We start from the raw sequence: 12,702 nt of genomic DNA, 5'->3' as shown, positions 1-12,702 counted from the left end.
GCCTCAGGCGGAGGGGAGCGTCAGCTTCTGGGGGCCGCAGCCGATGCGCTCCGCCTCCGCGGCGACGTAGCCCGGCAGCAGCTCATCGGTGAGCGTGAAGCCGCCCTTCGCTGTCTGCCGCAGCTGCTCCACCACGAACACCACGGGCCCGGTCTGGCAGCGCGCCCGGTACACCGCCCGGCCCCCGGTCGTCTTTCCGTAGCCCGTGGTGCCCTTCAGAGAGGCACCGGACCGCAGCGCGTCCCAGGAGAAGACCTCGGCCAGCGCCGGGTCCACCACCGTCGTCAGCCGCAGCACCGGTTCGCTGTAGTCGCTGCCGACCTCGCAGATCCGGGCCGGCCCGTCGTCGCCGGCACCGGTCAGGGTGCTGGACAGCTCCTTGCGGTACGCCGAGGGCAGGGCGAACCCCTTGGTGCCGCAGAGCGCGGCCGCGTCGGTGTCCTGCCAGGTGCCGACGGACGGCAGTGACCGCGGCGACGGGTAGCGGCCCGAGCAGCCGAAGGACCGGATGACCCCGTTGGCCGCGTCCACCAGGGCATCGGTGAGGGCGCCGCGGTCCTCCTTCGCGAAGTCCGACGAGAAGTCCAGGCCCGCCCGTCCCATCGCGATCTCCACCACAGTGGGCCCGGAGAAGTCGCCGCGCCCCGTGCAGCCCTGCGGCAGCGCCAGCCAGCCGCGTGACGCGGACACCATCCCGGGGAGCCCCTCGCCCAGCGACACCATGCCGGCCGCCAGGAACTCCTGGGGCCAGCGCGCCGAGTCGGTTCCCCGCAGCCCGTCCAGCTGGTGCACGTTGACGGTCACCTGACGCATGGCCCGGTCGTCCTTGAAGCTGGTGATGCGGCACTGCCCGTACGACAGTCCGTCGCCCTGCCGGGCGTTGCCCAGTGACTGTTCGTCGACCTCGATCCTGCGGTCACCGAAGAGCCCGGACACACTGGCGTCCCCGAGCGAGTCCCAGCAGGGAGCGTCCCCGAGCAGCGGCAGGGTATCGGTCCGCCAGGCGACCGCACCGGCGCCGAGCAGCACGCCGGCCAGTCCGGCGGCGGTGACGGCACGGGCGGTACGGCTCCTGAGCAGGCGGCGCACGAAGGACGGACGGCCACTGCCGCCGTCCAAGGCGTCCCCGGCACTCGCAGGATTCTCAAGGGTCGTGGGGCTCTCGGGACCCTCGGGGCTCGCAGGGCTCTCGGCGTCCTCGACCGGGACGGGCTGGTCCTCGCTCACGCGTCCTCACCGTCCCCGCAGCCGATGCGCTTGCCGACGGACTCCGTGAATCGGTCGAACACCCGCCGGTCGCTGGGCCTGCCCCGGTCCTGGAGACCGGTTTCGACGTGTCCGTAGAACACCGTCGGGCGTCCACCGCAGTTGGTGCGCAGCAGCCCGTGGGCCGAACCGGTGGGCAGGCCGTCGAAGAGTGCGACCAGGCGCGGTCGGCGGGCCATCACATACTGCGCCGACGGCTCGTCGGCAGCTCGCGGGGTCTGCCACACCACCGAACACGTCTGGAGCCGGTCGGTGACCGCGCCCACCTGCTGCTGATAGCGCGAACCCTGACCGAAGTCGAAGGACATCCCGGGTATCCGGCACAGCGGATTCTCCGCCCGCTCGTCGTCCTCCGCCACCGTCACCAGGGGCGACACCGTGCGCAGCGGCTTGCCCGGTGCGCAACCGGCCTTCTTCATCGTGGTGTTGGCGGCATCGAGCAGCATGCGTCCGACCTCGGCGGTATTGCCGATCGCGAACGGCATGGCCACCTTGCCGAGATGGCCGTCGCCCGTGCTCTCGCTCCGGATCGTCACCGCCGACGGCCGTCCGTCCGCGTCGCACTCCCCGGGTAGCACCAGCATGGCCCGGTCGGCGGCGACCAGCCCGTCGAGCCCGTCCGGGAGCGGCGAGGCCGAACCGTGGAAGTACTGGGCTATCCAGGCCCGGCGCTCCTTGGCGCCCGCGGGCACCGGCCCGTACTCCAGGGTGATCTGTTCCTTGAAGGTGAGCGGCTTGTCCGAGTCGCTGTCCTCGGCCTCCGAGGTCACCGCCAGTGTGCAGGTGCCGTGCGGCCGGCCGGCCGAGGGCGGCGCGGACTCGGTGGCCCGCCGCTCGGAGCCGGACTTGCCGAGCGCCTCTTCGCCGAGGAACGACGCGCCGCTGTTCTGCTCCCACGCGCCCCAGCAGTAGGAAGCGCGGAACGGCCAACTGTCGGTCGCCCACAGCCCGATGCCGGACACCAGCACCGCGCCGACGACACCTCCGGCAAGGACCGCGGCCCGCCGTCTGCCCCCGCTGACCATGACAATTCCCCCTTGCGCACCACGTAGATGACCGCGAACGGACGATGCTACGTCGTCACCGGCCTTGATGGGCAGGGAGGTTGGGGCAGGCGGCGCCGAAGGGTTCGGCGGGGCGGCGGCGCGATGACGCCGAGCGGGGCCGGGCGCGCAGGTCTGTTCCGGTCGGGGGATCAGCCCAGGGGCGAGAACACGAACGAGAACTCCGCCGGGGCCGCGTGGAGCCGGTGTTCCGGCAGCACGCCCGGTCCGCACGACTGCGAGCCGATGCCCTGCACCGCATGGTCCAGGCCGACCCAGACCCGCTCCCCGGCCACCAGGTCCGGCAGGTGCTCCGCGGCGTCCAGCCGCTCGTTCGTCCAGCGCCGCGCGGTGAACCAGAACGGCGTGCCGCCCTCGGCCCGCAGCCCCGCGCCGCTGCCGTCGGTCAGCTCCGCCCAGCGGACGTCGGCCCGCGCGCCGTTCTCCTGCGGCCGGACGTACGGGGTCTGCAGCGCGTCCACGTCCCGCTCCCAGAGCCCCAGCATCGCGGCGGCCCGGGTGTCCGGGTACGCCTCGCCCGGACCGCCGCCGAACCACCGCGCCCGGCCGAACGCGGCGGGCAGCCCGAACCGGATGCCCAGCCGGGGCAGCGGCACCCGCCAGTCGCCCTCCGGCACCACGGACACCGTGAGGCCCAGCCGGTCCCGGGCCGAGGTCCACCGGTACGTGGTCCGAAGGCCCAGGTCCGACCCGGCCGGAGCCACCCGGGTCCGTACGGTCAGGGCGTCCCGGCCGGTCTCGACCGCGTCGACGCGGTGCCGCATCCGGTGCAGCCCCAGCTCCCGCCACCGCACCCCGTACCGCTCGTCCGGCTGCCACGCCGCACCGTTGTCGTTGTCGGTGGGCGCCCGCCACACGTCCAGCCGCAGCCCCTCCACCGCGAGGTCCCCGAGCCGTACCGGAGCCCCGGTCGCCGCGTCGAAGACCCCGGGCCCCAGCGTGATCACCCCCGCGCCCCGGACCGGACGCGCACCGGCCGCCGGGGCGGGGGACCGGGGTGCGCCGGACTCCGCCTGGCCCCACGCCACCACATGCCCGCGCCCGGCCCACGCGGTGTCCTCGGCGAGCACCGCACGCAAGGTCCACACCCCCTCGCCGCCGGCGGTCTCCGCGGCCACCTCCGCCGATGCGCCGGGGGCGAGTTCCGGCACCTTCAGGGCGCCGGAGGCGACGACCACCCCCTCCACCTCGTGCGACCACAGGAAGTCCAGGTGGCCGAGGTCCGTGAAGTCGTACCCGTTGGTCACCGTGAAGGCACCCGGCCGGGAAGCCGGGCCGATCCGCACCGGCTCGATGACCTTCTTGTACTCGACGAGCCCGGGGGAGGGCGTGCGGTCGGGGAAGAGCAGACCGTCACAGACGAAGTTGCCGTCGTGCAGCTCCTCGCCGAAGTCACCGCCGTAGGCGAAGCCGTGCTCCGGGTGGGCGAGGCCGTGGTCGATCCACTCCCAGACGAAACCGCCCTGGCAGCGTTCGTACCGCTCGAACAGCCGCTGGTACTCGCTCAGTCCGCCCGGACCGTTCCCCATGGCGTGGGCGTACTCGCACATGATGAACGGCATCGCGCGCCGCCGGGCATCCAGCTCCGGATCGCCCCACGGCTCCTCGGCCCGCTGCCCGATCAGCTCGACCTCGGCGTGCGTCGGATACATCCGCGAGTACAGATCGACGTCCTTGCACGAGAGATCGCCCTCGTAGTGCAGCAGCCGCTCCGGGTCCCGCCCCCGGATCCACTCGGCCATCGCGCTCAGGCCGCGGCCCGAACCGCATTCGTTGCCGAGCGACCAGATGATCACCGAGGCGTGGTTCTTGTCGCGCTCGACCATCCTCTCCGCCCGGTCGAGCAGCGCGGGGGTCCACCGCTCGTCGTCGACCGGGTTGCCGCGCCACTCCAGGTCGACAAAGCCATGTGTCTCCAGATCGCATTCGTCGATCACCCAGAGCCCCAGCTCGTCGCACAGGTCCAGGAAGGCGGGGTGCGGCGGATAGTGGCTGGTCCGGACGGCGTTGATGTTGTGCCGCTTCATCAGCACCAGGTCGTGGCGCATGGCCCGGGCGTCCACCGTCCGGCCGGTCTCCGGATGGAACTCGTGCCGGTTCACCCCGCGCAGGAGCAGCCGCCGCCCGTTGACCTTGATGACGCCGTCCTCGACGGCGACCGTACGGAAGCCGACGCGCAACGCGATCCGCTCGCCGGGCGTCACCAGCTCCGCGTCGTACAGCCGGGGCGTCTCCGCGGTCCACGGCTCCACCGGCAGGGTCACCGGCTCGCCCGCCGGAGCGTCGACTCCCAGCTCCGGTACGAGAATCCGCCCCTCGGCGCCCTCGCACTCGACCCGCAGCGTGCCGCAGCCGTCACGGTGGTCGTACCCGGCGTGCACGAAGAAGTCCCGGGGCGCGCCCCGCGGCCGGTGCAGCAGCGTCACGTCACGGAAGATCCCGGGCAGCCACCACTGGTCCTGGTCCTCCAGATAGCTTCCGGAGGACCAGGCGTGCACCCGCACGGCCAGCACGTTCTCACCGGCCCGCAGCAGCCCGCCCACGGCGAACTCGTGCGCCAGCCGGGACCCCTTGAAGTCGCCCAGCTCCTGCCCGTTGAGCCAGACCCGGGCGCACGACTCCACCCCGTCGAACCGGAGCACCCAGTCGCCGCCCTCCGGCAGCCCGGCAGGCGGCGTGAACCTGTGCAGATGATCGCCGGTCGGATTCTCGGACGGCACCCGCGGCGGATCGACGGGGAAGGGATAGACCACATTCGTGTACGCGGGAGCGCCACCGGCCCCCTGCAGCGCCCAGTGCCCCGGCACCTCGACCGTCCGCCACCCCGAGGCGTCGAACCCCGGCCGCGCGAACGACTCGTCCCGCGCACCCGCGTCGGGCGAGAACCTGAAGGCCCACTCGCCGTTGACTGACACCCGCGGGGCATCGGACGCCGGGTACCAGGACCGGGGCGCGAGCCCGCCCGATCCCGGGCTCATGTCCTCGTACCAGGAAACTGCGTCGGCGGCTGTACTGCTCATGGGTCTCCTCGTTCGGCAACGCCCGTCTCACGGTTGGACGTTAACGAGGGGCGAACCGTCTCAACAAGGGGCGTCCGCTAGGCTGCGTGACCATGACTACCGGGACGGCCTCGCGCCACACACGGATCGGTTACCCGGCGCTCCTCTGAGCGCCGTACGGGCCGTCGCCGGCCCGCCGTCCGACCGGGGACCCGGCGCTGCCGCGCGGGCCCCGCCTCCTGTCGTGCTGCTCACCGCTCGACACGTTCATCACGACAGGAGAGAACCCATGCCCACCACCACCACGCTTCAGATCCCCACCGCGGACGGCCTGGCCGACGCCTTCGCCGTCTTTCCCGACAGCGGCCGGCGGCACCCCGGGGTGCTGATGTACCCGGACGGCTTCGGCATCAGGCCCGTGCTGCGGGACATGGCAGCCGAACTGGCCGGACACGGGTACTACGTGCTCGTCCCGAACGTCTTCTACCGGCACGGCCCCAACCCGGTCATCGAACTTCCCGAGTACATCGGGGAAGAGGCCCGCTCCGGGGTCATGGCCCAGGTGATGCCCCTGATCGGGGCGCACACCGCCGAACGCGTGCGCAGCGACGCCGACGCCTACCTGGGGTTCCTCGCCGGCCGCCCCGAGGTGAGTGACGGCCCGGTCGCGGTGACCGGATACTGCATAGGCGGACTGCTCGCGATGCGCACCGCCGCGGCCTACCCGGACAAGGTGGCCGCCGTCGCCGGATTCCACGCCCCCGTGGGCGCCGACGGTCCGGAACTCTTCTCCACGGTCACCGCTCAGGTCCACCTCGGCCACGCCGAGGGCGACATCACGCCCGAGGGCCTGGACGAGCTGAACCGGTCCCTGGACGCCGCGGGAGCCGGCTTCACTTCCGAGATCTACCCGGACACCGTCCACGGCTTCACCATGTCCGACACCGACGCGTTCAGCGCCTCCGGGCTGCAGCTCCACTGGGACCGCCTGCTGCCCCTCCTGGAGCGTTCCCTGCCCGCCGGCTGAGTCTCCGGTACGGCTGTGGCGCGGCCGCGTCGCGTGATTGACCGCGCCACAACGTGCCGGGACCCGCCCCGTTGGGGTCCGGTAGATTCGACCGACAGCCGGTCAGCGAATGGGAGCGGCCGGAGGCCGCGCGCGGGACAGGGGGCAGGGCAGTGCGGAGCGGACAGGGGCGGTACCACCACCGGGAAGCACTGCTGGAGTGCTGGCGCGCCATCGAGCTGTTCGGTCCGCCGAGCATTCCGGCACTGCCCCGACGGCGCTCCGCCGCACGGTCCGGGCCGGGCGACGAGTACATCGTCGATCTGACGCCGCTGCCGGGACAGGCGCCGCCGCTCCTGCCGTGGGACGGCGGCCACCCGGACACAGGCGCGCGCCGGGCGCCCCGCGGCCGGATGTGGCGTCACGAGATCTACTGCGGGATTTTCGAACTGGAACTGCTCCGGCAGGCCATGATCGCGGTACTCCCCGCGGGGACCGATCCGGATCCCGGTGTGCCGCAGTCCGAGCTGACGCTGGCGGGCGAGAGCGCGATGTTCGCCCTGATCCTGGATGAAGAGGGGCGACCGGTCGAGGACACGTCCGTGATCTCCGCCTGTGCCTGGGCGACCGGCCGCCTCTTCGATCCGGGACCCTCCGCGCGGGGTTGGCTGGACGGATTCGAGGACCTCGACGACGCGTTCGGCACGGCGATCGACGAACTGACAGCCACCACGATTCCCTACGGCTCCGCCGCCCCACCCCCTGGCACGACGTCCGAGCAGCGGCCGGGCTCCGGCCGTGAGCCGGGAACCGCGGCCGGCTCCGACCGCGCGAGTTGGCAGCGGCTGCTCGGCGAAATCCTGGGCGGCGCCGCCGTCGGCGCGGTCGAGGCCCTGTTCGGCGAGGTCGCCGGCGCCGCCTTGCAGGGCGCGGCCGAACCCCTGGTGAGCCGCGCCGCCGACTGGGCGGCGGCCCGTCGGCTCGTAGCGAACGAGGGGGAGCCCGGGGATCCGGAGAGCGCCGGAACCGTTCCCGGGCCGGTGCGGGCCGGCTCCGCGGACACGCCGGAGGCGCGCGAGGGCGGGTCCGGCCCCCGCGCGCTCGGGTTCGCCGATCTCGTCGCCCTCACCGCGCAGATCGCCGACCTGTGCGGGGTGCGGGACCGCCTGCGGCCCCGAGTGGTCCGGGTGCGCAGCAGGCTCGTCCACCGGCCCAGGGACCCGCAGGCGAAGGTGGCCGCCGCGGCCCCCTTCCTGAACAGTCTGCTTCCTCCTGATCTCGACCGGGTGGCAGGGGCGGTCGGCAAGGGGATCGGCCCGGCTCTGGACGCGTATCTGACCGAGCACGATGCCCTAGCCGTGGGGGCGCGGACGGATGTGCGCCAGGAGCGCGGAGTCGTCCTGGCCGGGGTGGGTCCGGAGCTGGTTCCGGCGGGGCGCTGGCCCGCACCGGCGCGGTTCCCGCTCGCGCTGAGCCAGCAGTTCGCGGTCGACCGGATGCTCGCGGACCGCGCGGGTACCGGGGGCGGGATGTTCTCGGTGAACGGCCCGCCAGGCACGGGCAAGACGACGATGCTGCGCGACCTGGTCGCCGCACTGGTGGTCGAGCGGGCGGCGGTACTGGCCACGTTCGACCGGCCCGGACAGGCATTCACCGGCCCGGCATGGCGGGGCAAGGACCGCCAGGGCACGCACACGCGGTTCGTGTCGAGGCTCGACCCCCGGCTGACCGGTTTCGAGATCGTGGTCGCCTCCTCCAACAACGGTGCGGTCGAGAACATCACCGCTGAACTGCCCGGCCTCAGCGCGCTCGATGAGCACTGGCACGGCGGACCCGACCACTTCTCCGACCTCGCCTCGGCCCTCCTCGGCGGCCCCGCGTGGGGGCTGGTCGCGGCGGTGCTCGGAAACAAGACCAACCGCAAGGAGTTCGGCGACCGGTTCTGGTGGGGCAGGCTGCCCGAGAGGGAGGCCGACGCCCGGTCCGAGGCGGGACGGCCGCCACTGCGCGGTATGCGGGCCGTTCTGAGTGACTGGATCCCGCCGAGGATTCCGCCCGGCGGCCGGCGCCCCGCCGCCTCGGCGGCCGGCGGCGCACCGGCCGGGCCCGTCGAGCCCGTGCCGTCGTGGTCCGACGCGGTCCTCGCGTTCCGCACCGCCCAGGACGAGGTCGAGCGCCTGCGCGTCGAGCGTGCCCGGCTGGCCTCCGAACTGGCGGCCGTCGACTCCCCGTCGGCCGGGCAGCGGATCGCGGACCTGGAAGCCGCCGTACCCCGCGCGGACCGGAAGGTCGTCGCCGCGGCGGCCGCCGTGGAGCGGGCCGCCGGCGTCACCGAAGAAGCGCAGAGCGCCACAGCGGCCGCCGAGGCCCGGCACCGGGCGGCGACCGAGCACGTGCCACGAGCCCGGCAGGAACTGGCCGCCGCCCGCGCGGATGTGTCGGCCGCCCGCGAACTGGCCGCGCACCACCGCGACTACGTCACCGCGCTCACTTCCCGCCAGGACGCACCACAAACCGTCGAGCCGGGCCTGCGCGGCGGGCTGCGGCGCCTGCTCCAGAGCTCTGCCGACCGGCAGGCCGCCCAACACCGGCAGGAGCGAACCCAGGCCGAGATCACGGAACTGCTCCTCCAGCACCGCGCCGCCCTCGACGACTCCGTGGCGCGGGTCGCCGCAGCCGTGCACGCCGAGTCCCTGGCCGTAGGCCGGATCTCGCGGTCCGCCACCGCAGCCGAAGAGGCGGCCGCCGGTCTCACCGCAGCCCGCGCGCACGAACGGACCGCGCGCACCCGGCAGGCCGCGGCGGACACTGCCCTGCGGCAGGCCCGGCAGGCCGTCGACACGGCCTTGGGCGACCTGCGGGCCGCCACGACCGAGCTCAACCGGCGCCACAACGCGCTGCAATGGGCGGCTGCGGCTCTGCCCTCACTGCCGCTCGGCTGGCAGCATGACGACGAGGCCGTGCAGGAACTCGGCTCTCCCTGGTCGGACGAGGAATGGTCCACCGCGCGCAGCGACCTGTTCCTGCGCGCTCTCGACCTGCACCGCGCCTTTGTGGCCGGGGCCGCGCAAAAGGTCCGGGGCAATCTCCAGGTACTCATGGAGCTGATGGCGGGAACCAATGGGCCGCTGCCCGACGAAGAGGTCGAGCATGCCTGGCAGACCCTGTTCCTCGTGGTGCCCGTAGTGTCCACCACGTTCTCCTCCGTCGGCAGCATGTTCGCGCGCCTCGGCCGGGAGTCGATCGGCTGGCTGCTCGTCGACGAGGCCGGGCAGGCCACACCACAGGCCGCCGTGGGCGCGCTGTGGCGTGCCCGCCGTGCCGTGCTGGTCGGCGATCCGCTCCAGCTCGAGCCCGTCGTCACCATGCCCACCGCTCTGCAGCGCAGGCTGCTGCGCGCCTACGGCGTCGACGAGCGGTGGCTGCCCTCGGCCACCTCGGCCCAGGCCGTGGCCGACCGGACCAACCGCTACGGCACCTACCTGCCGGCACCGGACAGCGACGACGGCCACGTCTGGGTGGGGTCACCGCTGCGCGTCCACCGCCGTTGCGAGGAGCCGATGTTCACCGTCAGCAATGAGGTCGCGTACGGCGGCCTCATGGTCCACGGCACCGCGCGACAGGCGTTCCCCGACAGCGAACGGGACGGGCTGCTGCCCAGCCGCTGGCTCAACACCGATGACTCCGCCCGCCCGGCCGACGCCCCGTGGGGCGTACGCGACCGGCGTGCGTTCGAGTTCGTCCTCGATCTCCTGGAGCGCAACGGCGTCGGCGTCGAGCGCATACGGGTCATCGCCCCGTTCCGTGCCCTCGTCGCCGAGTGCAAGAAGGTCTGCCGCGACCGCGCAGGCTGGACCGCTGAACTCCTGGAAGAACGCTGCGCCACGGTCCACCGCGCACAGGGCAAGGAAGCCGATGTCGTCGTCCTCGTGCTCGGCGGCGGCCGTCGCGGAGCACGCGAGTGGGCGGCCGGCAGCCCGCATCTGCTCAACGTGGCCGCGAGCCGCGCCAAGCGCCGCCTCTACGTCATCGGTGAGCGCGACCTGTGGGCCCCGCTCGCCCATTTCGACGTCCTCGCTCGCGAACTGACGGAGTTCGACCACGTCAGTGACCGCGAGACCTGGCCGCCGGACGGAGAGTGACCCTGCGCTGGTCCCCGCCGACCGGCACAGACAGATCCGCCTCCCGCGAACCGGGGGAGGCGGATCACGGTCCGGTGCACACAACAGAGCCGGTCAAAGCGACAAAGTGTCGCTTTGACCGGCTCTGTTTGGTCGATCGGCCATGGTGTCCGAGGGGGGACTTGAACCCCCACGCCCGATAAAGGGCACTAGCACCTCAAGCTAGCGCGTCTGCCATTCCGCCACCCGGACAAGGTGTCTGTCTCGCGGGCCCGGCCCGTTCCGACGTGGAAAACCATAGCAAACATTGGGAGGTGCTCGATCACGCCCCGGTCTGTGTGAAGGGCGGATGACGGGGGGTGGGGGGCCTTGGGTGTGCGGGCCGGGCGCGGGAGGATGAGGGGGAGCACCACAGCGACAGTGGAAGGAACCAGCGTGAGCGAGACCAATGCGGCCCGGACCGGCTCGGGTGAGAGCGCCGAGAGTGAGGTCGTGGACCTCTGTCGTGACCTGATCCGGATCGACACCAGCAACTACGGGGACCACTCGGGGCCGGGTGAGCGGCTGGCCGCCGAGTACGTGGCCGAGAAGCTCTCGGAGGTCGGGCTGGAGCCGCAGATCTTCGAGTCCCACAAGGGCCGGGCCTCCACCGTGGCGCGGATCGAGGGCGAGGACTCCTCCAAGCCGGCGCTGCTGATCCACGGCCACACCGATGTCGTCCCGGCGAACGCCCACGACTGGACGCACCACCCCTTCTCGGGGGAGATCGCGGACGGCTGCGTGTGGGGCCGGGGCGCGGTCGACATGAAGGACATGGACGCGATGACCCTCGCGGTCGTGCGCGAGCGGATGCGCAGCGGCCGCAAGCCCCCGCGGGACATCGTGCTCGCCTTCCTCGCGGACGAGGAGGCGGGCGGCACCTACGGGGCCCGGTATCTCGTCGACAAGCACCCCGACCTGTTCGAGGGCGTCACCGAGGCGATCGGCGAGGTCGGCGGCTTCTCCTTCACGGTCAACGAGAACCTGCGCCTCTACCTCGTGGAGACCGCGCAGAAGGGCATGCACTGGATGCGGCTGACCGTGGACGGCACGGCCGGGCACGGGTCCATGACCAATGACGACAACGCGATCACCGAGCTGTGCGAGGCGGTCGGGCGGCTCGGGCGGCACAAGTGGCCGGTTCGGGTGACCAAGACCGTGCGGTCCTTCCTGGACGAGCTGTCCGACGCGCTCGGCACCCCGCTGGACCCCGAGGACATGGACGCCACGCTGGCCAAGCTGGGCGGCATCGCCAAGATGGTCGGCGCCACCCTGCGCAACTCCGCCGCCCCCACCATGCTGGGCGCGGGCTACAAGGTGAACGTGATCCCGGGGCAGGCCACCGCCCATGTCGACGGCCGCTTCCTGCCGGGGTACGAGCAGGAGTTCCTGACCGACCTCGACCGGATCCTCGGCCCGCGCGTCAAGCGCGAGGACGTGCACGGCGACAAGGCGCTGGAGACCGACTTCGACGGCTCCCTGGTGGACGCGATGCAGATCGCGCTCAAGGCGGAGGACCCGATCGCCCGCGCGGTCCCGTACATGCTCTCGGGCGGTACGGACGCCAAGTCCTTCGACGACCTGGGCATCCGCTGCTTCGGGTTCGCCCCGCTGAAGCTCCCCCCGGAGCTGGACTTCGCGGGCATGTTCCACGGCGTGGACGAGCGGGTACCGGTCGACGGCCTGAAGTTCGGCGTCCGGGTTCTCGACCGTTTCATCGACAACAGCTGACCCCGGGCCGAGTAATTCGACAGCGTGTACGGGCAGACCGGAACGAGTGAAAGGGGGTTTCTGCTCGTAGCCCGAATGCTTTCTCCTCGTTACAGGTGATGCGGTCCGCGGCTGGGACCGCATTTGCCAACTAGGAGGAACAATGATCAAGAAGATCGTCGCCGCTGCGGCTGTCACCGGTGGTCTGGTGCTCGCGGGCGCCGGCATGGCCGTCGCCGACGCGGGCGCCCAGGGTGCCGCTATCGGCAGCCCCGGCGTGCTCTCGGGCAACGTCGTCCAGGTTCCGGTTCACATCCCGGTCAACCTCTGCGGCAACACCGTTAACGTCATCGGTCTGCTGAACCCGTCCTTCGGCAACACCTGCGTCAACGCCTGACGTTGCGCGTCAACCCGCAAGGGTTTGAGCCCGGTCGGCCTCGGAGCGCGCGCCATGTGCTCCGGGGCCGCCGGGTCCTTTGCCTCCGAACGCTCAAGTC

At 72.3% G+C, this 12,702-nt stretch carries 7 protein-coding genes and 1 tRNA gene; 4 read left to right on the top strand and 4 right to left on the bottom strand.

The window, feature by feature from the left end:
* Positions 1-3 precede the first annotated feature (3 nt).
* The 3 genes from OG892_RS07015 to OG892_RS07005 all read right to left on the bottom strand — a co-directional run bounded on the left by OG892_RS07015 (position 4) and on the right by OG892_RS07005 (position 5,350).
* The gene (locus OG892_RS07015; protein ID WP_371628704.1) at positions 4-1,227 is read right to left on the bottom strand and encodes a hypothetical protein; all 1,224 of its coding nucleotides are present in this window, start codon (positions 1,225-1,227) and stop codon (positions 4-6) included.
* Positions 1,224-2,291 carry a hypothetical protein gene (locus tag OG892_RS07010; RefSeq protein WP_371628703.1) on the bottom strand — a complete coding sequence of 356 codons (1,068 nt, stop codon included), beginning with the start codon at positions 2,289-2,291 and terminating at the stop codon, positions 1,224-1,226. The genes OG892_RS07015 and OG892_RS07010 overlap by 4 nt, the downstream gene beginning before the upstream one ends.
* A gap of 170 nt (positions 2,292-2,461) precedes the next feature.
* Positions 2,462-5,350, bottom strand: coding sequence for a glycoside hydrolase family 2 TIM barrel-domain containing protein (locus OG892_RS07005; protein ID WP_371628702.1), 2,889 nt, complete (start codon positions 5,348-5,350; stop codon positions 2,462-2,464).
* 268 nt (positions 5,351-5,618) lie between these two features.
* Here OG892_RS07005 and OG892_RS07000 point away from each other — a divergent pair, with 268 nt between their 5' ends.
* On the top strand, positions 5,619-6,356 hold the full coding sequence (locus tag OG892_RS07000; protein ID WP_371628701.1) for a dienelactone hydrolase family protein: 738 nt from the start codon (positions 5,619-5,621) through the stop codon (positions 6,354-6,356).
* Positions 6,357-6,508: 152 nt separating this feature from the next.
* Positions 6,509-10,477, top strand: coding sequence for an AAA domain-containing protein (locus OG892_RS06995; protein WP_371628700.1), 3,969 nt, complete (start codon positions 6,509-6,511; stop codon positions 10,475-10,477).
* Between the two features lie 143 nt (positions 10,478-10,620).
* Here OG892_RS06995 and OG892_RS06990 read toward each other — a convergent pair.
* Positions 10,621-10,708 (bottom strand) — tRNA-Leu (locus tag OG892_RS06990).
* Between the two features lie 183 nt (positions 10,709-10,891).
* Here OG892_RS06990 and OG892_RS06985 point away from each other — a divergent pair.
* Together OG892_RS06985 and OG892_RS06980 are read left to right on the top strand one after the other, a co-directional pair.
* Positions 10,892-12,226 (top strand): M20/M25/M40 family metallo-hydrolase, encoded by a 1,335-nt coding sequence (locus OG892_RS06985; RefSeq protein WP_073737359.1) that lies wholly within the window; start codon positions 10,892-10,894, stop codon positions 12,224-12,226.
* A 142-nt stretch (positions 12,227-12,368) separates the two neighbouring features.
* Entirely contained in the window at positions 12,369-12,602 is a 234-nt protein-coding gene (locus tag OG892_RS06980) for a chaplin (RefSeq protein ID WP_073737360.1), read from the top strand.
* Positions 12,603-12,702: the final 100 nt, after the last annotated feature.

It is taken from the genome of Streptomyces sp. NBC_00341 (assembly GCF_041435055.1).
Lineage (GTDB): Bacteria > Actinomycetota > Actinomycetes > Streptomycetales > Streptomycetaceae > Streptomyces.
Note: the sequence above shows the minus strand (reverse complement) of the source record. Positions and strands in the feature narration are given on the sequence as shown.

Excerpts from the sequence above, each read along its gene's own strand:
- OG892_RS07010 (WP_371628703.1), bottom strand. The coding sequence starts at position 2,291 with ATGGTCAGCGGGGGCAGACGGCGGGCCGCGGTCCTTGCCGGAGGTGTC.
- OG892_RS07005 (WP_371628702.1), bottom strand. The coding sequence starts at position 5,350 with ATGAGCAGTACAGCCGCCGACGCAGTTTCCTGGTACGAGGACATGAGC.
- OG892_RS07000 (WP_371628701.1), top strand. The coding sequence starts at position 5,619 with ATGCCCACCACCACCACGCTTCAGATCCCCACCGCGGACGGCCTGGCC.
- OG892_RS06980 (WP_073737360.1), top strand. The coding sequence starts at position 12,369 with ATGATCAAGAAGATCGTCGCCGCTGCGGCTGTCACCGGTGGTCTGGTG.